The organism is Georgenia sp. Z1491, from assembly GCF_049856175.1.
In the GTDB taxonomy this organism is placed as follows: Bacteria; Actinomycetota; Actinomycetes; order Actinomycetales; family Actinomycetaceae; genus JB111.
In genome coordinates, this window is record NZ_JBNDNA010000006.1 from 103768 (window position 1) to 124295 (window position 20528).

Sequence of the window (20528 nt, forward strand, 5' to 3'; positions counted from 1 at the left end):
CTTCCCAGGTAATTCCTGGTGGTGGCCGGTGGAGGGAAAGTTCCCCGACGACGACGCCCCGCGCGGCACCGCCTCCTCGTGTGGTCCCGCCCGACCGGTGGTGCTCCGCACGGGCGCGGACGGATCGGTGAGATCCCGGCCTCCTGGCGGACGGGCGCGCGGCCGGCCGACGACACCGGCTGCGCGCGGGGAGCGAAGTGGGGAGCGAAGTGGGGAGCGACGTGGGGAGCGAAGTGGGGAGCGACGTGGGGGACGCGGCACGGGCACCCTCGGACGACCCGGCCGCCCTCGCCATGCACGACGACGGCCCCCGGTCCGCATCGCTGCGGGCCGGGGGCCGTCGGTCAGGCGTGCGGTCGCCGGCGCGTCAGTGCCGGGGACCGGGGTGGGTCAGACTCCGCGGCCCTCGCCGCGCTGCTCCCACTTCTCCTGCTGGCGTTCCATGAAGCTCTTGCCGCTGGTCGTCCGCCCACCGCTGGGGCCCGTGCCGTTCCCGGAGCCCGGGCCACGACCACCGCGGCCGCCCCGTCCACCGGGGCCCGCACCGGGCGATCCCTGGCCGGCGCGCGTGCCGGACCGCGCCGGCGACATGGCGAGGAGGACGCCGCCGACCATGGCGACGAAGCCGAGGACGCCGAGCCAGATCCACCCGGTGGCGACGCCGCCGACGAGGCCGCCGATACCCGCCAGGGCGACGAGCGCGCCGAGCGCGACCCGGCGCAGGTCGGGGCCGGCAGGGTCGCCGAGCGTCTCCGCCAGACGCGGGTCGTCCGCGTGCAGCTGGGCTTCCATCTGGGCGAGCATGCGCTGCTCGTAGTCGGAGAGTGGCATCCTGCCCCCTTCCTCGGCACCGGTCGGATCTCGGCTCGCGTCCGGACGGATCGCGACTGCTCTCAGGATAGGTCCTGGCGGGTGTCCTCGTCACGCGGGGGGACGCCGTCATGACCGGGCCGATCTCCCCCGTCGACCGCCCGACGCCTCAGCAGGGCAGCCGGAGCGAGGGCGGAGCGCCCGAACCGCTCGCGCACGGCGTCGAGCGCCTCCTCTGCGAGGGCCGCGCCCGGATCGTCGTCGAGCGCGAGCTGGAGGCCCTGACCTGCGGGTTCGAGCGTCTCGAGCCGCACGCCGAGCAGCCGCAGGCCCGCGCGCGGCACCTCCACCGTCCGCAGCAGGGCCCGCGCCGCGGCGGCGACGTCCCGCGCGAGCGACGTGGCGGCAGGCAGGCTCCTCGAGCGGGTGATCGTCGTGAAGTCGGTGAATCGCACCTTGATGCTCACGGTGCGCGCGAGCAGCCCGGCCGCGCGCAGCCGTGCCGCGGCGCCGTGCGACTGCTCGAGCAGCACCCGGTCGAGCTCGTCCAGGTCGCCGACGGGGTCGAAGAAGGTGTGCTCGCTGCCGATCGACTTCTCCCCCGCCCGTTCGGAGCGGACCTCCCGCGCGTCCGCGCCCATGGCGAGCGCATGCAGCCGCGCCCCCGCGGCCCTGCCCAGCGCCCGCTCGAGGTCGACCACCCGGGCGCGCGCGACGTCGCCGACCGTGTCCCAGCCGTGCCGCCTCAGCACCTCGGCCGACTTCTCCCCCACGCCCCACAGCGCGCCCACCGGTAACGGGTGGAGGAACTCGAGGGTGGCGTCGGCGGGGACGAGCAGCAGCCCGTCCGGCTTCGCGGCGCCCGAGGCGATCTTGGCCACGTGCTTGGTGCTCGCGACGCCCACGGATGCCGCGAGACCGGTCGCCTCGCGCACCCGGGCCCGCACGTGGGCGCCGATGGTCAGGGGCGGGCCGAGCCTGCGGACGGCCCCGCGGACGTCGAGGAAGGCCTCGTCGACGCTCAGCTGCTCGACGCGGTCGGTGACCGTGGCCAGCACCCCCATGACGGTGCGCGAGATCTCCCGGTACCGGGAGTGCCTACCGGGCAGGAGGACCGCCTGCGGGCACAGCGCCCGGGCCTGCGCGACCGGCATCGCGGAGCGCACGCCGTAGGCGCGGGCCTCGTAGGTGGCGGCCGAGACGACGCCGCGCTCGGGCCCGCCGACGATGACGGGACGACCGGCCAGGGAGGGGTCGTCCAGCACCTCGACGGCGGCGAAGAACGCGTCCATGTCGACGTGCAGGACGAAGGCCCCGGTGTCGTCGGTCCCGAACGGCGTGGGTCCGCGCCGGGGCGTCCCGCTGGCGCGGACGGGCTTGCGGCTCACGCCTCGACGCTAGCGTGAGCCTGTGACACCGCGACGCCGGACCGATCTCGCCCGCTGGCCGGAGCACCCCGTACCCACCACGTTCTCGGTGGCCGAGGTGGTACCCGAGCCGGGCGCTCCGCACCGGGTGATGCTCCTGCTCGGCGGGTCGGAGTCCTCGTTCCTCGACCTCGAGGACCCGGCGTACCTGGAGTTCGAGTACATGCAGCACGTGCGCGCCGTCGTCGACGTCGCGCTGCCCCGCGACCGGGCCGACCGGCCGGGTCGCTTCGTCCACCTCGGCGGGGCGGCCTGCGCGCTGCCGCGCGCCCTGCTCGCGGACCGGCCGCGCTCGCGGCACCTCGCCGTCGAGCTGGACACCGAGCTCGCCCGGCTCGTCCGGGCGTGGTTCGACCTGCCCCGCTCCCCCATGCTCCGCATCCGCAACGCGGAGGCGCGCGCGTCGGTCGAGCACCTGCACCCGGGTTCCGCGGACGTGCTCGTCCGCGACGTCTTCGTCGACGCCGAGGTGCCCGAGCACGTGCGGACCGTGGAGTTCGTCCGGGCCGCGGACACCGCGCTCGCGCCGGACGGCGTGTACGTCCTCAACCTCACCGACTCCCCCGGGCTGCGCCGGGTCCGCGAGGAGCTCGCGGCGCTGGGCCAGGTGTTCCCCGAGGCCCTGGCCGTCGCGGACCCCGCGGTGTGGAAAGGCCGCCGCTACGGCAACGTCGTCCTCGTCGCCTCCCACCACCGGCTGGACGCGGCCGCGATCGACCGGGGCCTGCGCCGGCTGCCGTTCCCTGCGGGCGTCGTCACGGGCGGCGAGCTCGCCCGGATGCGAGCGACGACGCCGCCCCCCTACGACCCGCCCGCCATCGCCTGAGCCGGCACGGCGACGCCCGGCACGTCCGGCCCCGACCACGCCCGCCGGTGCGTCCGGCGCGCACCCGGGCCGGGCACGGCGACGGGGCCCGCACCCAGAAGGTGCGGGCCCCGCGAAGAGTATGGGTCGAGCGCTCGGGTCAGAGCGGGACGACGTTCTCCGCCTGCGGGCCCTTCGGGCCCTGGGTGATCTCGAACTCGACGCGCTGGGCGTCCTCGAGCGACTTGTAGCCGTCGGCCTGGATGGCCGAGAAGTGAACGAAGACGTCAGGCGCGTTGCCACCGTCCTGCTCGATGAAGCCGTAGCCCTTCTCGGAGTTGAACCACTTGACGGTTCCCTGTGCCATGTAACTGTTGTCCTTCCGGGACGTCGGGGCCCGACCCTGTGCCGGTCCCCACTTGCCGCACTGAATTCGTCCCACGTCCTTGCCGGAGCCGTGCCCCCCGACGGTCCTACCGACGACGGTCACAACAGGGAAACGCAGATGCAACAGGCCTAGCATGCCACGCCGGAGCCGTTCGTGCGCGATTCTGGTGGAGAGATCCGCACGAGGCCCCTGCCGGGCGGCGCGGCGGTCAGCCGCGGCGCGGTGCGGACTCGGAACCGGGTCCCAGCCGCCGGGTCGCGAGCAGCAGGCCGGTGAGGCCGACGAGGACGACCGCGGCCTGGGAGGCCATCGCCACGCGGAACGCCTCCGGCCCCGGCGAGGAACCCCCGACGACGTCGAGCACCACGCCGACGAGCAGCACCGCGAGCAGGGTCGCGACGAAGCCGCCGCTGTTCGCCAGGCCCGTGGCCGTGCCGAGCCGGGAGCGGGGCACGTGCGCGCGCACGACGTCGAACGACACGTTGCTCGCCGCTCCGCCGAGGCTGAGGATCATCATGAGCACGGCGAGCAGCCACGCCGGGACGGGCGGCGGCACGAGGAGGACCACCGTCCAGGTCGTCACGGCGAGCATCGACCCCGTGACGACGAGGCGCAGGCGGAGGCGGGGGAAGCGGGCGGACAGCGTGCCGACGAGGAGCGCCGACAGCGCCATGGCCACCACCCCGAGGACGAGCACGGTCGACGCCGTCGCCGCGCTGTGCCCGTTGCCGGCGCGCATGTACGGCACGCCCCACATGAGCGCGAACGTGGAGACGAAGAACATCGTCGACCAGTGCGCGAACAGGCCCGCCCACACGCCGGGTTCGCGGGCGACCTCGCGCAGGGCGTGCCGCACGCCCGTGCGTCCGGCGGGCGGCGCCGCGGGGGCCGTCCGGGCCCGGCCGGGCGACCCGGGATCCGCGGCGGGCCGGTCGCGGACGACCACGAGCACGGCGATCGCGACGAGCACCCCGGTCGCGGCTAGCGAGAGGTGGGCCACGCTCCAGCCGCTCACGCGCAGCACCGCGTAGAACGGCACGGCGGAGACGACCTGGCCGAGCTGCCCGAGCGCCCCGGTCGCCTGGTTGACGAGCGGCACGTGGCGCATCGCGAACCACTCCGGCACGAGCCGCAGGACGGAGATGAAGGCCGTGGCGTCGCCCAGCCCGACGGCGACGCGCGCCGCGAGCGTGAGCGGCAGCACCGTGGACAGGGCCATGACCGTCTGCGCCGCCGCGAGCAGCAGGGCGCCCGCGACGAGGACGCGGCGCGGGCCCCACCGGTCGATGGCCAGGCCCACGGGGATCTGCGCGGCGGCGTAGGTGCCGACCTGGAGGACGACGAACGTCGACAGGATCGCGGGGCCGACGTCGAACCGCTCGAGCGCGGCCAGGGAGGCGACCCCGAACGAGCTGCGGCCCGCGATGGCGAGGATGTAGCACAGCACGGCGACGCCCCACACCGTCAGTGCGGTGCGGGGCGACGCGGGAGGGGTCAGCCGGGCCATCATCGGCCCCGTCCCCGCTGCTCTGCGGCTCCCGGTACGGTCCGGGTCACGCCTCCTCGGCGGGGTCGTCGTCCGAAGGCTCGTCGCCCGCCGGACCGTCGGAGACACGGCCGTCGGACGCCGGGTCGCCGGCCGCCGGGTCCTCGCCCGCCGGCCCGTCGCCCGCGCCGTCGTCGGCCCGCCCGGTCGCCCGGGCCTCGCCGCTGCCGATCTCGGGGACGCCCTGGTCGCGCCAGCCCTCGAGCGGGGGGCCGCTGGCGAGGAAGGCCTCGAGCTCGGCGCCGATCTCGTCGGCCGTGGGCAGCTCGGCGGCGGGCTCCTCGGTCGTCGTGCGCGCGACGGGGCTGCGGTCGTAGCGCTCCTCCAGGGCCCGCACGACCTGCGCGATCTCGGGGTTGGCCTCGACCTGGGAGTCGATCTGGGCGAGCACCTGGGCGGTGAGGGACTCCAGGTCGCCGACCGGGAGGGACATGCCGCTGGCTGTCGACAGCGTGCGCAGCAGGCTGGCCGAGGCCACGGGGTACTCCGAGCCGGACAGGTAGTGCGGCACGTGCACGGCCAGGCCCAGGACGTTCATGCCCTGCTGGGACAGGCGCAGGTCGAGGAGGGCCTCGGCGGAGCCGGGAGCCTGGAACTCCCCGACGAACAGGTTGGGGCCGGGCTCGAGCCGGCCGCCGGCGTCGCGGTCGGTGCCGTGCGTCGTGATCGCGGCGGGCCTGGTGTGCGGGACGCCGGCGGGCACGCCCTGCAGCCCGACGACGAGCTCGACGCCGTGCTCACGGACGATGCCGGCGACGGCGCGCGCGAAGCTCTCCCACGCGTGGTCCGGCTCGTGGCCGTGCAGCACGAGCAACGCCCGGCCCTCGTGGTCCCGCACGGCGTCGACGGCGAGCACGGGCTCGTCGTAGTCCACCCAGCGTCCGTCGGCGAAGGTCATCGCCGGGCGGCGCGAGCGCAGGTCGAGCAGCTGCTCGGTGTCGAAGGTCGCCACGCGCTCGACCGGCATGCTGGACAGGAGCTGCCGCACGGCGAGCTCCCCGGCGCTGCCGGCGTCCATGCCGCCCTGGAGGGCGTGCACGAGCACCGGGACCTCGCCGACATGATCGGCCGCGGGCCCGCTGGTGTAGAGGGTCTCGTCGCTCATCGCGCCACCTTCCTGTCGATCGTCTCTGCCGGCGTCAACGCCGGTCCATCCTGCGTCATTCCCCGACCGGGAGCGGGACGTGCCACACCGCGTCCGGGGCGGACGGGGGTGCGGCGACCCGCGCGCGTGCACCACAATGGACGGTCGCGCGTGCCGACCCCGGGGCCGCGCTCTGGAGGAGGTCCGATGGCGCTGGACGAGCCGCGTGCCGACGTCGAGGCGGACGGGCCGGCCCACGAGGCGGCGTCGAGCGACGAGCTGCCGCGCGAGCAGGCTCGCGTGGACACCGTCTACGCCCGCCTGGACGAGCTGCGCGCCCAGTACCGTGAGCGCCTCGCGGACGTCCGGCGGGGCGGGTCGGTCGGGACGCACCAGATGCGCTCCGAGCGGGACGCGTTCGCCGCCCACTACTCGCAGGCCGTCGCCCGCCTGGACCAGGTCGAGGAGCGCCTCGTCTTCGGTCGGCTCGACCTGCGCGAGGGGCCGCCCCGGTACGTCGGGCGGATCGGCATCCAGGACAGCACCCGCAGCCAGCTGCTGCTCGACTGGCGCGCACCGTCGGCCCGGCCCTTCTACCAGGCCACCGCCGTGCACCCCGAGGGCGCCGTACGCCGCCGGCACCTGCTCACGCGCCGGCGCCGGGTGGTCGGCGTCGAGGACGAGCTGCTCGACGCCGAGCACCTGCCCGAGGACCTGCGGCTCGAGCTGCGCGGCGAGGGCGCCCTGTTCGCCGCGATGAACGCCGCCCGCACCGGGCGGATGAGCGACATCGTGGCGACCATCCAGGCCGAGCAGGACGAGGTCGTCCGTTCCCCGCTCGACGGGGTGCTCGTGGTCCAGGGCGGCCCGGGCACCGGCAAGACCGCGGTCGCGCTGCACCGCATCGCCTACCTGCTCTACGCCCACCGGGAACGGCTCGCCCGTTCCGGCGTGCTGCTCGTCGGTCCCTCCGACGTGTTCCTCACGTACGTCGAGCGCGTGCTGCCCTCGCTCGGCGAGACCGACGTCGTCGCCACGACGATCGCCGATCTCCTCCCGGGCGTGCGGGCCCGGGGCACCGAGACGCCCCGCGCCGCGCGGATCAAGGGCAGGACCATGATGGTCGACGTCGTGGGCCGTCTGGTGCGGCAGTTCCAGCGCGTGCCGCCCGAGGCCCGGCTCCTCGACGTCGAGGGCTCGACGATCCGCCTGGAGCCTGCCGACGTCCGGGCCGCGATCGGGCGCGCCCGCCGCGCCCACCGCACGCACAACGCCGGGCGCGAGACGTTCGTCCGGTCGCTGCTGCCGGTCCTCACCGACCGGTACGCGGCGGTGCGCGGCATCGACGACCCCGAGGAGCGCGCCGCGCTCATGGAGGACGTGCGCTCGTCGCGCGACGTGCGGGTCGCGCTCAACCTGTGCTGGATGCCGCGCACCGCCGCCGAGCTGCTGGACCGCCTCCTGTCCGGGCCCGAGCTGCTCGCGGCGTGCGCGCCCGAGCTGGACGAGGCCGAGCGGCGCGCGCTGCTGCGCCCGCGCGGATCGGCGCCCACGGAGGCCGACGTCCCCCTCCTCGACGAGCTCGCAGAGCTCCTCGGCCCCCACGAGGAGGCCGAGGACCGGGCGGCACGTGCCCGGGCCACGGCCGAGCGGGCGCAGGCCGTCGAGCTGGCGCGCGAGGCGATCGAGTCCCAGGACCTGGGCGACGGCATCGTCAGCGCCGAGATGCTGGCGGACCGGTTCGCCGCCGGCGGCCCGTCGCTGACGACCGCCGAGCGGGCGGTGGCCGACCGCTCGTGGACGTACGGGCACGTCGTCGTCGACGAGGCGCAGGAGCTGAGCCCGATGGCCTGGCGGATGCTCGCCCGCCGGGTCCCGGTGCGGTCGATGACCGTGGTCGGGGACCTCGACCAGCGCCGAGGCACCGAGCGCCCGGCGAGCTGGGCGAGCCTCCTCGGCGAGGCCGCCGGGCCGTCCCTGCGCGAGTCCGTCCTCACCGTCTCCTACCGCACGCCCGCCACCGTCCTGGACGCGGCCACGCGGATGCTCGCCCGCGCGGGTACGCCGCCCGCCCATCCGGTCACCGCGGCGCGCGACCTGCCCGGCGCTCTGGTCACGCGCAGGGTGGACGCGGACGGGCTCGTCGCCGGCGTGCTGGACGAGGCCGCCCGCGCGCTCACCGCTCTAGCCGGCACGGACGACGACGCCGGTCGCGTGGCGATCGTCGCTCCGCCTTCCGTGGTCGACGACGTCCGCGCCGCCGCACCGGACCGGGCGGGCACGGCCGAGGCGCTGCGCGGCCCGGACCTGCTCGGCGCACGCCTGGTGATCACCGACCCGGCGGGCGCCAAGGGCCTGGAGTTCGACGTCGTCGTGCTCCTCGAGCCGGCCGCCATGACCGAGGACGGGACCGGTGACCTCTACGTGGCGATGACCCGCCCGACCCGCCGGCTCGTCGTCGTCCACCACCGCGAGCTCCCCGCGGGCGTCCTGCCCGCCGACTGAGCCGCCGCGTCGCGGCTCACGGTCGCGGCGGGCCGCGACCGAGCGGTGGAACGCGTTTGCCACTCCCCCGCGCCGGGGCGACGATGTGCCGGTGACTCGAGCCCTCCTGCTGGAAAGCCCCCACTCCAACGCCGACGCCGTCCTCAGCGGCGCCGGCCTCGACGTCGTGCGCCACCCGCACGCCATGTCGGAGGACGAGCTGGACGAGGCGCTCGACGGCGTCGAGGTCCTCGGGATCCGGTCGACGACCACGGTCACCGAGCGGGTGATCGCCAACCACCCTCAGCTGCTCGCGATCGGCGCCTTCAGCATCGGCACCAACCAGATCGACCTGCGCGCGGCCACGCGGCACGGCGTCGCCGTGTTCAACGCGCCCTTCTCCAACACGCGCTCGGTCGTCGAGCTGGCGGTGGCCGAGATCATCGCGCTCACCCGTCGACTGACCGAGCGGGACAAGTCGCTGCACGACGGCGTGTGGGCGAAGTCCGCCGCCGGCTCCCACGAGGTGCGCGGCCGCACGCTCGGGATCGTGGGTTACGGGAACATCGGCTCCCAGCTCTCCGTCATCGCCGAGGCGCTCGGCATGCGGGTGATCTTCTTCGACACCTCCGAGAAGCTGGCGCTGGGCAACGCGCGCGGGACGGCGAGCCTCGAGGAGCTCCTCGGCGAGGCCGACGTCGTCACGCTGCACGTGGACGGCCGCGAGGGCAACGCGGGCATGTTCGGCGCGAAGCAGTTCTCAGCCATGAAGCCCGGTGCGGTCTTCCTCAACCTCTCGCGCGGGTTCCTCGTGGACTACGCGGCCCTGCGCGACCGCGTCCTCGACGGGTCCATCACCGGCGCGGCCGTGGACGTGTTCCCCGACGAGCCGCGGAGCAACGGCGAGAGGTTCGACTCCGAGCTGCGCGGGCTGCCCAACGTCATCCTCACCCCGCACGTCGGCGGATCGACCGAGGAGGCCCAGGAGAACATCGGCCACTTCGTGTCGAGCAAGCTCGGCTCCTACTACCGGCTCGGGATCACGGACCTGTCCGTCAACCTCCCGCGCCTCACGCTGGGGACGACCTCTGCGACCCGGCACCGCCTCGCCTACGTCCACCGCAACACGCCCGGCGTCCTGGCGCTCGTCAACCAGACATTCGCCGAGGCGGGGGCGAACATCGAGGGCCAGATCCTCGGGACGTCGGGCGAGACGGGCTACGTCATCACCGACATCTCCTCGGAGATCCCGGTCACGGCCCTGTCCGCGATGCAGTCGATGGAGGACACGATCAGGCTCCGCGTCCTCTCCCGCCCGGACGCCTGACCGGCGGGCCGCCGGCCCGGCCACGACTGGTCGGCGCGGCGCTGGCCCGGCCACGACTGGTCGGCGCGGCGCTGGCCCGGCCACGACTGGTCGGCGCGTCGGCTGCGCGGCCACCCGACGGCCCGCACACCTCGCGCAGGGCCGTCGTGGCTGCGGGGAGTCCTGCGCAACAGCGGGAGGACCGGCGCCCCGCACGCACAGGCCGTCGGTGACGTCGGCTTCCCCTCCGGCGTCACCGACGGCGGTCGGTGCCGGCGCCTGCGGACCTCGCGCGACCACCGGGAGGACGGCCGGGTCGCGGGCCCGGCGGATCGCCGGTGAGTCAGAGCCTAGCGGGTCCGCGGGGTGCGTGGAACGCCGTTGTGGAGGGACCCCATCCGGTCGGTGCGCACGCCACCCCGAACCTCCGGAGCACTCCTCCACCGAGGCTGCGACACCGCACCGGGAGCTCCGCACGGGCTACCGGGTGCCGCCCGAGGACGCGTCCACCGCGCCGTCCGGCACTTCGCCGTCGGATTCCGTTCCGTCCGACCCAGCGCCGTCCGGCCCCGCGCGCTCCGGCCCCGCGCGCTCCGGTCCCGCGTCGTCCGCGGCCGGTTCGCCGGCCCGTGCGCCGATGCCGTCGGGCTCCCCGACCTCGCCTCCCGTGCCGTCGGCCCCCTCGACGCCCGCGGCGCCCTCGACGTCGCCGGCCCTGGTGGCGCGGTCCGCGCGCAGGGCCGCGATCGCGGTCTCGAAGTCCTCGAGGGAGTCGTAGGCGGAGTACACGGAGGCGAACCGCAGATAGGCGACCTCGTCGAGGGCGCGCAGGGGCTCGAGGATCGCGGTGCCAACGTCGTGCGCATCGACCTGCGACGACCCGGAGGCACGGACGGTCTCCTCGACCTGCTGGGCGAGCCGCGCGAGGTCGTCGTCGGAGACCGGGCGCCCCTGGCTCGCCTTCCGCAACCCGCCGACCACCTTGTCCCGGCTGAACGGCTGGACGACGCCGGAGCGCTTGACCACCTGCAGCGACGAGGTCTCCAGCGTGCTGAACCGGCGGTTGCACTCCGGGCACAGCCGGCGGCGACGGATCGACGTGCCGTCGTCGGCTGTGCGCGAGTCGATCACGCGGGAGTCCGGGAAGCGGCAGAAGGGACAGTGCATCGGGCCATCATTCCAGCCCCGACCCCGCCGCCCGGCGCGGGGGCCGCGCGGCCGCCGGCGTGGGGCCCCACGGCCGTCAGGGCGCAGGCTCCCACGGCAGTCAGCGCGGGAGGCGCAGGACCTCGCCCACGGACACGGACTGACCGCTCAGCCCGTTGAGCTCGGCGATCTGCGCGACGACGTCCCGGACGTCCTCGCCGGGACCGGCAACGCCGGACGCGACCGACCAGAGCGACTCACCCGGCGCGACGACGACCGTGGCGTCCGAGGCCTCGACACCCGGGGAGGCGAGGGCTCCGACGCCGGCGCCCAGGCCGACGACGACGAGCAGGGCGGCGCCGAGCACGAGGGCCCGCAGCGCCATGACGCCGCGGGCGGTCAGGCGCAGCGGCGCCGGGCGCGCCGCCGGGGAGTCCCCTCGCACGGCCGGGGCGGCGACCGACGGACGTGCGAGGGGACGGCTGGGGGCGACGGGAAGCGCCGCGGGGCGCGCGCTCGGCGCAGCCGCCGGACCCGGGACGAGCACGGCGGTGGCGGCGCGGTCGGGCGCCTCGTCGCGCAACGGGGGCTGCGGTACGAATCCCGGGCCGACGAGCTGGAGCCGCGGGCGGGTGCGGCGCGGGAGGACGGGGCCCGTCTCCAGGGGAAGTGCGCTCATCTCTACTCTCCTCGAACGTGCGTTCGTCGAACCTCTGTTCGCCACGGTAGTGCACCGGCCGACGAAAGTCGACACTCCGGTCGAACACATGTTTGAGATGCGCCCCGCACCGGCCTACCCTGGACTCGTCCGCACTCCATCGCAGACCACTGACATCGACGATCCGGCCGCGGCCGGCCGAGGACCTGGAGGCCCGTCATGGGCGAGAGAACCGCTCCCGAACCACCCGCGCTGACCGTGCGCCAGCGGGAGGTCCTCGCGTGCCTGCGGGAGACCCTCGCCAAGCGCGGGTATCCGCCGTCGATCCGGGAGATCGGTGACGCGGTGGGTCTCGGCTCGCCGTCGTCGGTCAAGCACCAGCTCGACTCACTCCAGCGCAAGGGCTACATCCGGCGCGACCCGAACCGCCCCCGGGCGATCGAGATCGTCGAGCTCGAGCCGGCGCCGGACCCCACCGGGCCCCCGGCCCCCGACGCACCTCCGAGCCAGGACGACGAGGACCACGTCGTCCTCACGCTGCACGACGGCGAGGGGCTCGGCGGGTCGGCGCCGACCTACGTCCCGCTCGTCGGACGCATCGCCGCCGGCGGACCGATCCTCGCCGAGCAGGAGATCACCGCGTCCCTGCCCCTGCCCCGCGAGCTCGTCGGGTCGGGCGACCTGTTCATGCTCGACGTCGTGGGCGACTCGATGATCGAGGCGGCGATCTGCGACGGCGACCGCGTGGTCGTGCGCCGCCAGAACGTGGCGGAGAACGGCGAGATCGTCGCCGCGATGATCGACGGCGACGCCACCGTCAAGGCGCTGTCCCGCACCGACGGGCACGTGTGGCTGCTCCCGCGCAACGAGAGCTATGCGCCGATCCCCGGCGACGAGGCGATGATCCTGGGGAAGGTCGTCGCGGTCCTGCGCTCACTCTGAGCGGACCGTCCGCCGGCCCGGTCACGTCGCGGCCGGCGCTCGGCGGGACCCCGCCCCACGGCGTGCCTCGTCACCGTTCGAGCCACAGAGCGACGGCGCGTGGGACGACGGCGCCGATCCCATGCTCGCGCAGACAGGAGCGGATCGCGCGAGGAGTACAGAGCTGGCGGATCTTCACCCCCAGCCCGCCGCGAGAGCGTCCGATCGCATCGTCGTCGGGATCGATCAGCAGGTCCGACCAGGACGACAGCGCACCCTGTGCGCCTCGGAAGGTTCGTGGCGCGCTGATGGGCACCAGTGACCGCGGACTCCACGCTGGACCGGCCGGTCGATGTCGTCGGCCGCGTCCGCCTCGGCCGGCACCACCGCGTGGATCACGCCCGGGGCGCCATGGGCGCTGAACCTGCAGTGCCGCTTCCACACCGGCCACCAAGGGCCGAGACGCACCGCCTCCGCCGACGTGGCCCACGTCCGTAGGCTGCGGGAGCCGAGGCGGGACGAACCGGCCCGCCCGCTGCGGCACAGCGGCCGTGCTCTCGAGGTCGACGGCCCGCGCGAGATCGAGGACGGCGTCACCGCAGCCACCGCCGACGACCTCACCGCCATCCCTGCACGCTCCACATCCCCAGATCCGCACAGACAAGCGACCTTCGCTAAATGACAAGTGCACTTGTCATTTAGCAAAGGTCGCTGTACTTTCGACGGCATGAAGAAGGAGAAGCTGAGTCCCTCTGAATGGGTCGCGGTCACCGCAGGCACCGCTCTGCTCTTCGCCAGCGTGATCACAGCGGTCGCGTTACCGACGCTCGGCTCGCTGGAACCATGGGTGGGATGGTCGCTGGCGGCCGCCGCGATCCTCGGACTGCTGGTCCTGACCGCGACGACGGTACGCGCGCTCCTGCGCACCGACACCGAAGGAGTTGAGCGGCAGGACGCGGCACGTGCAGCCCTGGTCGCCGTGCTCTTCGTCGTCGTGGCCGGCTTGGGCTATGCCCTGCTCGAAGCGTTCGCCGGCCTGCCGAGGCTGACCGCCGCAGTCCCGGCCGTCACGGCCGCACTGGTGTGGATGGTCGCGTTCGTCTGGGATCGCCCGCAGGGCGATGCATGATCACCAACCGCCTCCCCGTGCTCCGCGCAGAACGCCGCTGGAGCCAGGCTGCGCTCGCGGGCCGCATCAGCGTGTCCCGGCAGACCATCGTCTCGTTGGAGAACGGGCGGTACGAGCCGACGCTGAAGATCGCGATGCGGCTCTCGGCCGTCCTCGGGGTGCCCATCGAGGACATCTTCGCCCCGGATCCCGATGACCTCGCTCTCGTGGCCGCCGATAGTGCGGAGTCCTGAGCCTGCTGCCGCACGGGCCGAGAACCGGGGAACCGCCGCCCTGGCCGGGCACCAGCAGCATCAGCGGATCGATCCGCTCCCGGTGCGCAACGGTCAACTACCCGGTTCGAGGCACGCATCGGGCCCTTCAACGACCTCCCCGAGCCAGTGAAGGACACCCTAGAAGCCGAAGCGCGCCGCGACGGCGCGGATCGACTCGGCCGAGGCGAGCAGCGACGCCTGCTCGGCCGGAGAGGCGGGCAGCGTGAGCGTCCGCCCGGCCCCGTCGCGTCCGATGATCGTCGGCATCGACATGCACACCGGACCGCTGCCGTAGACGTCGGGCAGGCGGCTGGAGACCGACAGGACGCGGTGCTCGTCGCGCAGGACCGCCTCGATGATCCGGGCCGTCGACAGCCCGATGGCGTAGTTCGTCGCCCCCTTGCCGCGGATGATGGTGTCCGCGGCGTGGACGACCTCGTGCCGGATCTGGTCGCGGTCGGCCTGGTCGAGCACGTCGGTGCCGGTGGCCGCCGGCCAGTCCTCGACCGGGATGCCCCCGATCGTGGCGGAGCTCCACATGGGCACCTCGGAGTCGCCGTGCTCGCCGGCGATGTAGCCGTGCACGGACTGCACGGCCACGCCCGCCCGCCGGGCCACGAGGTAGCGCAGGCGGGAGGTGTCGAGCACGGTGCCCGAGCCGAAGAACTGGTTCGGGCCGAGACCGGAGATGGCGAGCCCGGCCTGCGTGACGACGTCGACGGGGTTGGCGACCATGAGGTGGACAGCGTGCGGGGCGACCTCGACGAGCTGCGGGACGAGCGTGCGCATGATGTCGATCGTCGCGCCGGCGAGGTCGAGCCGCGACTGACCGGGCTTCTGCTTCGCCCCCGCGGTGATGACGACGACGTCGGCGTCCGCGCACACGGAGATGTCGTCCCCGCCGCCCACGCTGTTCATCGGCGTGAAGGAGATGCCGTGCGCGAGGTCGAGCACCTCGGCGTTGACCTTGTCGGCGTTGATGTCGTAGAGCACGACCTCCCGGGCGGAGCCCCGCAGGAGCATCGCGTAGGCGATCGCGGAGCCGACGGCGCCGGCGCCGACGACGGCCACGCGGCTGGCCCGTCTCGGCAGGTCGGCGGAGGTCCGGGGCGGCGGCGCCGTGACGCGGGGATCGGCGGCGTGCGCGTCGCCCGGGGGCACCTGTCCCTCCCGCTCCTGCGGATCGCGACCTGCGGGCGCTCCGCCGGTCCGGACGGTCTCGGGCTGGTCGCGCTGCGGCTCGGTCACTGGTCCTCCTGGGAAGCGTCAGCGGGTGCAGCGCCAGGCTACGTCGTCGTGGCGAGCCGGCGAAGGGCCGCGCGCACGACCTCGCCGTCCCTCGTCGGCCACATCGGTGGCAGCGAGGCCCGCAGGTAGCCGCCGTACCTGGCGGTGACGAGCCGCGGGTCGAGGACGGCGACGACACCACGGTCGGAGGTGGCGCGGACGAGCCGGCCGACACCCTGGGCCAGCAGCAGCGCGGCATGGGTGGCGGAGACCGCCATGAACCCGCTCGTACCACGAGCCTGGGCGACCTCGCTGCGCGCCTGCGCGATCGGGTCGTCGGGCCGCGGGAAGGGGATCCGGTCGATGACGACGAGGCGGTTGGCCCGGCCCGGCACGTCCACGCCCTGCCAGAGCGACAGGGTGCCGAACAGGCAGGCGTCGTCGTCGGCGGCGAAGGCCTCGACGAGGGCGGGCAGGGAGTCCTCGCCCTGGCAGAGCACGCGCAGGTCCGTGCGGTCGCGGACGACCTCGGCGGCCTCCTCGGCCCCCCGCCTCGAGGAGAACAGGCCGAGCGCACCCCCGCCGGAGGCCGTGACGAGGTCGACGAGCTCGGCGCGGGTCGCCTCGGCGGTCCCGTCCCGGCCGGGGGGCGGCAGGTGCGTCGGCGTGTAGAGGATGGCCTGCCGGCCGTAGTCGAACGGTGAGCCGACGTCGACGCCGTCCCACTGCGCGCCGCGCGAGAGGCCGAGCTGGGTCGCGATCGGGGCGAGCTCGCCGCCGAGCGTGAGCGTCGCCGACGTCGCGACGACGCCCCGGTCGTCCCACAGGTGCGTGGCCGCGCGCTCCGCGACCTCGACCGGGGCGAGCTGGAGGCGCGGCGGGTCGAGCTCGTCGCGGCCCCGGTCGCACCACATGACGTCGGCGCGCGCGGCGACGCCGCCCGAGACGAACCGCTCGCACACCTCGGCGAGGACGACGGCGGCCGACCGCGCCGCCACGCGCCCGCCGGCCCCGTCGGGCGAGCCCGCCTCCCCGGCCAGCGACCGGGCGGCCTCGGTGGCGGCGGACCCGACGAGGGCCACGACGCCGCCGAGCAGCTCGCCCGGGCCGTCGGGCATGCGGCCGGCGGGCAGGACCTCGAGGGCGCCGCGCAGGTCGCCGGCGGCCCGCGTGAGGTCCTCGGCGGCGCCGTTCTCGGCGCGCACGACCCGCGCCACGCGCTCGACGACGCCGACGCTCAGCTCGACGGTGCCCTGGCTGCGCAGACGGCCGGCGAGCTCGTGCGCCTCGTCCACGACGAGGACGTCGTGCTCGGGCAGCACGCCCGGCGAGCCTGTGGCGGCGATGCCGAGCATGGCGTGGTTGGTGACGACCACGTCGGCGGCGGCCGCCTTCTCGCGGGCGAGGACGGCGAAGCACTCGTTCCACTGCGGGCACGACCGGCCGAGGCACTCGAGCCGGGTGACCGAGACATGCCGCCACGCGCGGTCGGAGACGCCCGGCAGGAGCTCGTCGCGGTCCCCGCTCTCGCTGCTCGCCGCGAACTCCCGGGCGCGCACGACCTGCTCACCGAGCGGGCCGCGCGCACCCTGCCCGGCGGGTGCGGTCGTCGCGGGCGCGGCGAGCAGGGTCGGCTCCTCCTCCTCGGGGTAGCCGCCGTCGACCTTGTGCCGGCACACGTAGTTGTGCCAGCCCTTGAGCAGGGCGATCTCGGGGCGGGTGCCCGTGCGCTCCTTGACGGCGTCGGCCACGGCGGGGGCGTCCTTGGTGAGCACCTGGCGCTGGAGCGCGAGCGTCGCGGTCGAGACGACGGCGCGCTCGCCGGCGGCGACGGCGTGGGTCATCACGGGCGCGAGGTACCCGAACGACTTGCCCGTCCCGGTCCCGGCCTGGACGAGCAGCCGCTCGCCGCCCGCGACGGCCCGGGCCACGCGCCGGGTCATCTCGCGCTGACCGTGGCGCCGGCTGCCGCCGGAGCCGGTGACGACGGCGTCGAGCACGTCGAGCGCGCGCGCCTCGTCCTCGGCGCCCTCGGCGGGTCCGTGCGCGTCGGCGCCATCGGTCGCCTCCTGCGCGCTCACGCCCCGGTGGCCGCGCGGAGGTCGGCGGCGAGCGCCGGGTCGACCAGCGCGCGCAGCTCGGTGCCCTCGGCGGTCCACCGCTCGTCGAGCACCTCGCCGTCGGAGTGGGCGCGGGCGACGAGGTCCCCGCGGGCGAACGGCACGGTGAGCTCGATCGTCTCGCCGATCGGGGCGACCTCGGCGAGCTCCCGCCCGATCGCGTGCGCCAGCTCCTCGATGCCCTGGCCGGTGTAGGCGGAGACGGCGTGCGCACCGGGGAACCGCGTGTGCAGGGCCATGAGCTCGGCCTCGCCCGCGAGGTCGGACTTGTTGAGGACGATGATCTCGCGGACGTCGGAGGCGCCCTCGATCTCGGCGAGCACCGCGTGGACGGCCTCGACCTGACCGACGGGGTCCGGGTGCGCGGCGTCGACCACGTGCAGGAGCAGGTCGGCCTCGGCGATCTCCTCGAGCGTGGAGCGGAACGCCTCGACGAGCTGGGTCGGCAGCCGCCGGACGAACCCGACCGTGTCGGTGAGCGTGTACTCGCGCCCCTCGGGGGTGCTCGCGCGCCGAACGGTCGTGTCGAGCGTGGCGAAGAGCTGGTTCTGGACCAGCGCCCCGGCGCCGGCGATCCGGTTGAGCAGCGAGGACTTGCCGGCGTTGGTGTACCCCGCGATCGCGACGGCGGGCGTGTGGTTGCGCCGTCGGCTCGAGCGCCGCGTGCTGCGCGCCGGCGCCATGTCCCGCAGCTGTCGGCGCAGGCGCGCCATGCGGGTGCGGATGCGACGCCGGTCGAGCTCGATCTGGGTCTCGCCGGGTCCGCGCGAGCCGATGCCCTCACCGCCGGCGACGCGTCCACCGGCCTGCCGGGACATCGACTCGCCCCAGCCGCGCAGGCGCGGCAGCAGGTACTCGAGCTGGGCGAGCTCGACCTGCGCCTTGCCCTCCCGGGACTTCGCGTGCTGGGCGAAGATGTCGAGGATGAGCGCGGTCCGGTCGACGACCTTGACCTTGACGACGTCCTCGAGCGCGCGCCGCTGGGAGGGGGCGAGCTCGGAGTCGACGACGACCGTGTCCGCACCGACCGAGGCGACGACGTCGCGCAGCTCGGCGGCCTTGCCCGAGCCGAGGAAGGTGGCCGGGTCCGGGTGCGGGCGACGCTGGAGCAGCCCGTCGAGGACGACCGAGCCGGCCGTCTCGGCGAGCGCCGCGAGCTCGCGCAGGGAGACCTCGGCCTCGGCCATGGTTCCCGACGTGGCGAGTCCGACGAGCACGACCCGCTCGAGCCGCAGCTGCCGGTACTCGACCTCGGTGACGTCCTCGAGCTCGGTGGACAGCCCGGCGACGCGGGAGAGCGCCTGACGCTCGGTGCGGTCGAGCTGGTCGCCGTCGTGGCTGGTCCCCTCGTCCGCGACGGTCTGCAGCGCGGTGCCGGAGCGGGCGAGGATGCGCGCGACGACGTCCTCGGCCTGGTTCTCCTGCGGCGCGCCGGGGGTGCTCGGGTGGGTCATGTGGTCCTTCGTCTCGGGGACGTCCATGGTCCCACGGTCCGGCGCCGCCCCCAAGGAGTTTCGCCGTGGGCTGTGGACGGCCTGGGTACGGTGGCGCCTGTGGACGCCGCGCACTACTTCTCCCCCGACGACACGGCGCCCGCCGACCTGCGCAGCCGTGACGTCACCCTGCGCGGCCGGCCGCACACCGTGACGACGGGCGGCTCGGTCTTCTCCGCCGGCGGCCTGGACAAGGCCACGGCCGTCCTCCTCGAGGAGGTCCCGGACCCGCCGCCCGCCGGCACGCTGCTCGACCTGGGCTGCGGCTGGGGGCCGATCGCGCTCGCCCTGGCCGACGCCTCGCCGGGCGCGGACGTCCTCGCCGTCGACGTCAACCGACGCGCGCTCGACCTCACCGCCCGCAACGCGGGCTCCGCCGGACACGGGCGGACCCTCGCGCTGTCCCCGGACGACGCGCTGGACCGGCTGGGGCCGGACGGGCGGGTCGACGCGATCTGGTCCAACCCGCCCGTGCGGGTCGGCAAGCAGGCTCTGCACGACCTGCTCGACCTGTGGCTGCCCCGCCTCGCCCCCGGCGCCCTCGCGCACCTCGTGGTGGGCAAGAACCTCGGTGCGGACTCGCTGCACCGGTGGCTCGCCGACGAACGCGGCTGGGCGGTGGAGCGCCTCGGCAGCTCGAAGGGCTTCCGGATCCTCGTCGTCGCCGGCCGGGCGGCCGCCGGCGTCTCCTGATCCCGCCGCCGATCCGGCCACCGGTCGGCGCCGGTCCGGCGGGCGGCGCGCGGGCCGCCCCGTCTCAGCGCAGCGTGAGATCGCCGAGCAGGACCGCCGGTCCGGTCAGCGTGACCTCGCCGTCGGGCGCGATGTCGACGTGCACGGTGCCGCCCGGCACGGACACGCGCCACCGGTCGGGGGCGCCGGCACCCGCCCACGCGCGAACGGCGACCGCCGCCGCGCAGCAGCCGGTCCCGCAGGAGCGGGTCTCCCCCACCCCGCGTTCGAGCACCCGCATGGTCAGGGTGCCGACCCGGCCGTGCGCGCCGACCTCCTCCACACCGGGCACGACGAGCTCGAGGTTCGTTCCCTCGGGTGGCTCGGGCGCGTACTCGACCTCGCCGAGCGCGAGCCGGGCTCCGGCGAGGTCCTCGGTGCTCGGCAGCGCGACCACGGTGTGGGGGTTGGGCATCGTCACCCGCAGCCCGCCGCGGGTCCCGGGCAGGCCGGGCACGACGACGGCGACGTCGGTCCCCTCGGCGAGCGCCCGGTCGCCGCCGGGCAACCCGAAGCGCCCCATCGCGACGGCGTACTCCTCGCCGACGAGCCGGACCTCCCGCACACCGCCGCGGGTCCCGACCCGGACGGTCTGACCGTGCTCGAGCCGGACGTGGCCGCGGTCGCGCAGGTGGGCGACGAACACGCGCACGCCGTTGCCGCACATCTCGGCGACCGAGCCGTCGGCGTTGCGATAGTCCATGAACCAGGTCACGCCCGGCTCCTCGGCGGCGATGCGTGCGGCGGCCGGGTCGCTCGCTGCGAGCGCCTCGGTGCGGACGACCCGGATGACGCCGTCGCCGCCGATCCCGCCGCGCCGGTCGGCGAGCGCGCGGACCTGCTCGGGCGTGAGGTCCGTGGCCGCATCCGGGTCGTCGAGCAGCACGAAGTCGTTCTCAGTCCCGTGGCCGAGCGTGACCGTGGTCCCGCGGAGCCGGTTCAGGGCGGTGCGGCGGTCGTCGGGAGTCATGTCCCCAGCGTAGGTCGACCCGTGACCG

General features: G+C 75.1%; 17 protein-coding genes and 1 pseudogene. 7 read left to right on the forward strand and 11 right to left on the reverse strand.

Features of this window, described 5'->3' with window-relative positions; genetic code table 11:
- Nucleotides 1-390: 390 nt before the first annotated feature.
- Both ACPYO4_RS08065 and dinB read right to left on the reverse strand, forming a co-directional pair.
- On the reverse strand, nucleotides 391-831 hold the full coding sequence (locus ACPYO4_RS08065) for a DUF3040 domain-containing protein (RefSeq protein WP_425708705.1): 441 nt from the start codon (nucleotides 829-831) through the stop codon (nucleotides 391-393).
- A gap of 62 nt (nucleotides 832-893) precedes the next feature.
- Entirely contained in the window at nucleotides 894-2198 is a 1305-nt protein-coding gene (gene dinB, locus ACPYO4_RS08070; RefSeq protein WP_425708706.1) for a DNA polymerase IV, read from the reverse strand.
- Nucleotides 2199-2220: 22 nt separating this feature from the next.
- On the opposite strand from dinB, the gene ACPYO4_RS08075 reads away from it, so the two are divergent.
- Nucleotides 2221-3063: a spermidine synthase gene (locus tag ACPYO4_RS08075; protein ID WP_425708707.1), complete on the forward strand. Its 843-nt coding sequence runs from the start codon at nucleotides 2221-2223 to the stop codon at nucleotides 3061-3063.
- A 139-nt stretch (nucleotides 3064-3202) separates the two neighbouring features.
- On the opposite strand, the gene ACPYO4_RS08080 is transcribed toward ACPYO4_RS08075, so the two are convergent.
- The 3 genes from ACPYO4_RS08080 to ACPYO4_RS08090 all read right to left on the reverse strand — a co-directional run bounded on the left by ACPYO4_RS08080 (nucleotide 3203) and on the right by ACPYO4_RS08090 (nucleotide 6081).
- Complete coding sequence (locus tag ACPYO4_RS08080; RefSeq protein WP_425708708.1) at nucleotides 3203-3409, reverse strand: cold-shock protein; 207 nt, start codon at nucleotides 3407-3409, stop codon at nucleotides 3203-3205.
- Nucleotides 3410-3638: 229 nt separating this feature from the next.
- Complete coding sequence (locus tag ACPYO4_RS08085; protein WP_425708709.1) at nucleotides 3639-4940, reverse strand: MFS transporter; 1302 nt, start codon at nucleotides 4938-4940, stop codon at nucleotides 3639-3641.
- A 43-nt stretch (nucleotides 4941-4983) separates the two neighbouring features.
- Entirely contained in the window at nucleotides 4984-6081 is a 1098-nt protein-coding gene (locus tag ACPYO4_RS08090; protein WP_425708710.1) for a proteasome assembly chaperone family protein, read from the reverse strand.
- A gap of 186 nt (nucleotides 6082-6267) precedes the next feature.
- On the opposite strand from ACPYO4_RS08090, the gene ACPYO4_RS08095 reads away from it, so the two are divergent.
- Both ACPYO4_RS08095 and serA read left to right on the forward strand, forming a co-directional pair.
- The gene (locus tag ACPYO4_RS08095) at nucleotides 6268-8565 is read left to right on the forward strand and encodes a HelD family protein (RefSeq protein ID WP_425708711.1); all 2298 of its coding nucleotides are present in this window, start codon (nucleotides 6268-6270) and stop codon (nucleotides 8563-8565) included.
- A gap of 91 nt (nucleotides 8566-8656) precedes the next feature.
- The gene (gene serA / locus ACPYO4_RS08100) at nucleotides 8657-9871 is read left to right on the forward strand and encodes a phosphoglycerate dehydrogenase (RefSeq protein ID WP_425708712.1); all 1215 of its coding nucleotides are present in this window, start codon (nucleotides 8657-8659) and stop codon (nucleotides 9869-9871) included.
- A 672-nt stretch (nucleotides 9872-10543) separates the two neighbouring features.
- On the opposite strand, the pseudogene nrdR reads toward serA, so the two are convergent.
- Nucleotides 10544-11017, reverse strand: a pseudogene (nrdR, locus tag ACPYO4_RS08105) (transcriptional regulator NrdR); the annotation flags it as partial.
- A gap of 100 nt (nucleotides 11018-11117) precedes the next feature.
- Nucleotides 11118-11675: a LysM peptidoglycan-binding domain-containing protein gene (locus tag ACPYO4_RS08110; protein WP_425708713.1), complete on the reverse strand. Its 558-nt coding sequence runs from the start codon at nucleotides 11673-11675 to the stop codon at nucleotides 11118-11120.
- Nucleotides 11676-11873: 198 nt separating this feature from the next.
- Here ACPYO4_RS08110 and lexA point away from each other — a divergent pair, with 198 nt between their 5' ends.
- The 3 genes from lexA to ACPYO4_RS08125 all read left to right on the forward strand — a co-directional run bounded on the left by lexA (nucleotide 11874) and on the right by ACPYO4_RS08125 (nucleotide 13937).
- Nucleotides 11874-12596 (forward strand): transcriptional repressor LexA, encoded by a 723-nt coding sequence (gene lexA / locus ACPYO4_RS08115; RefSeq protein WP_425708714.1) that lies wholly within the window; start codon nucleotides 11874-11876, stop codon nucleotides 12594-12596.
- A 706-nt stretch (nucleotides 12597-13302) separates the two neighbouring features.
- Nucleotides 13303-13704: a hypothetical protein gene (locus ACPYO4_RS08120; RefSeq protein ID WP_425708715.1), complete on the forward strand. Its 402-nt coding sequence runs from the start codon at nucleotides 13303-13305 to the stop codon at nucleotides 13702-13704.
- Nucleotides 13701-13937 carry a helix-turn-helix transcriptional regulator gene (locus ACPYO4_RS08125; protein WP_425708716.1) on the forward strand — a complete coding sequence of 79 codons (237 nt, stop codon included), beginning with the start codon at nucleotides 13701-13703 and terminating at the stop codon, nucleotides 13935-13937. Before ACPYO4_RS08120 ends, ACPYO4_RS08125 begins: the two co-directional genes overlap by 4 nt.
- 159 nt (nucleotides 13938-14096) lie before the next feature.
- Here ACPYO4_RS08125 and ACPYO4_RS08130 read toward each other — a convergent pair whose 3' ends face one another.
- From ACPYO4_RS08130 to hflX, 3 genes are all read right to left on the reverse strand, one after another.
- Complete coding sequence (locus ACPYO4_RS08130; RefSeq protein ID WP_425708796.1) at nucleotides 14097-15050, reverse strand: L-lactate dehydrogenase; 954 nt, start codon at nucleotides 15048-15050, stop codon at nucleotides 14097-14099.
- A gap of 194 nt (nucleotides 15051-15244) precedes the next feature.
- Nucleotides 15245-17266: an ATP-dependent DNA helicase gene (locus ACPYO4_RS08135; protein WP_425708717.1), complete on the reverse strand. Its 2022-nt coding sequence runs from the start codon at nucleotides 17264-17266 to the stop codon at nucleotides 15245-15247.
- On the reverse strand, nucleotides 17263-18786 hold the full coding sequence (gene hflX, locus ACPYO4_RS08140; RefSeq protein ID WP_425708718.1) for a GTPase HflX: 1524 nt from the start codon (nucleotides 18784-18786) through the stop codon (nucleotides 17263-17265). The genes ACPYO4_RS08135 and hflX overlap by 4 nt, the downstream gene beginning before the upstream one ends.
- A 72-nt stretch (nucleotides 18787-18858) precedes the next feature.
- On the opposite strand from hflX, the gene ACPYO4_RS08145 reads away from it, so the two are divergent.
- Nucleotides 18859-19491, forward strand: coding sequence for a class I SAM-dependent methyltransferase (locus ACPYO4_RS08145; RefSeq protein WP_425708719.1), 633 nt, complete (start codon nucleotides 18859-18861; stop codon nucleotides 19489-19491).
- A gap of 64 nt (nucleotides 19492-19555) precedes the next feature.
- On the opposite strand, the gene dapF is transcribed toward ACPYO4_RS08145, so the two are convergent.
- Nucleotides 19556-20500 carry a diaminopimelate epimerase gene (gene dapF / locus ACPYO4_RS08150; RefSeq protein ID WP_425708720.1) on the reverse strand — a complete coding sequence of 315 codons (945 nt, stop codon included), beginning with the start codon at nucleotides 20498-20500 and terminating at the stop codon, nucleotides 19556-19558.
- Nucleotides 20501-20528 lie beyond the last annotated feature (28 nt).

Bases quoted from the DNA above. Each gene is read 5' to 3' on its own strand.
- ACPYO4_RS08125 (WP_425708716.1), top strand. From the start codon at position 13,701: ATGATCACCAACCGCCTCCCCGTGCTCCGCGCAGAACGCCGCTGGAGC.
- ACPYO4_RS08120 (WP_425708715.1), top strand. From the start codon at position 13,303: ATGAAGAAGGAGAAGCTGAGTCCCTCTGAATGGGTCGCGGTCACCGCA.
- ACPYO4_RS08080 (WP_425708708.1), bottom strand. From the start codon at position 3,409: ATGGCACAGGGAACCGTCAAGTGGTTCAACTCCGAGAAGGGCTACGGC.
- ACPYO4_RS08090 (WP_425708710.1), bottom strand. From the start codon at position 6,081: ATGAGCGACGAGACCCTCTACACCAGCGGGCCCGCGGCCGATCATGTC.
- ACPYO4_RS08065 (WP_425708705.1), bottom strand. From the start codon at position 831: ATGCCACTCTCCGACTACGAGCAGCGCATGCTCGCCCAGATGGAAGCC.
- lexA (WP_425708714.1), top strand. From the start codon at position 11,874: ATGGGCGAGAGAACCGCTCCCGAACCACCCGCGCTGACCGTGCGCCAG.
- ACPYO4_RS08095 (WP_425708711.1), top strand. From the start codon at position 6,268: ATGGCGCTGGACGAGCCGCGTGCCGACGTCGAGGCGGACGGGCCGGCC.
- hflX (WP_425708718.1), bottom strand. From the start codon at position 18,786: ATGGACGTCCCCGAGACGAAGGACCACATGACCCACCCGAGCACCCCC.
- ACPYO4_RS08085 (WP_425708709.1), bottom strand. From the start codon at position 4,940: ATGATGGCCCGGCTGACCCCTCCCGCGTCGCCCCGCACCGCACTGACG.
- dapF (WP_425708720.1), bottom strand. From the start codon at position 20,500: ATGACTCCCGACGACCGCCGCACCGCCCTGAACCGGCTCCGCGGGACC.
- ACPYO4_RS08110 (WP_425708713.1), bottom strand. From the start codon at position 11,675: ATGAGCGCACTTCCCCTGGAGACGGGCCCCGTCCTCCCGCGCCGCACC.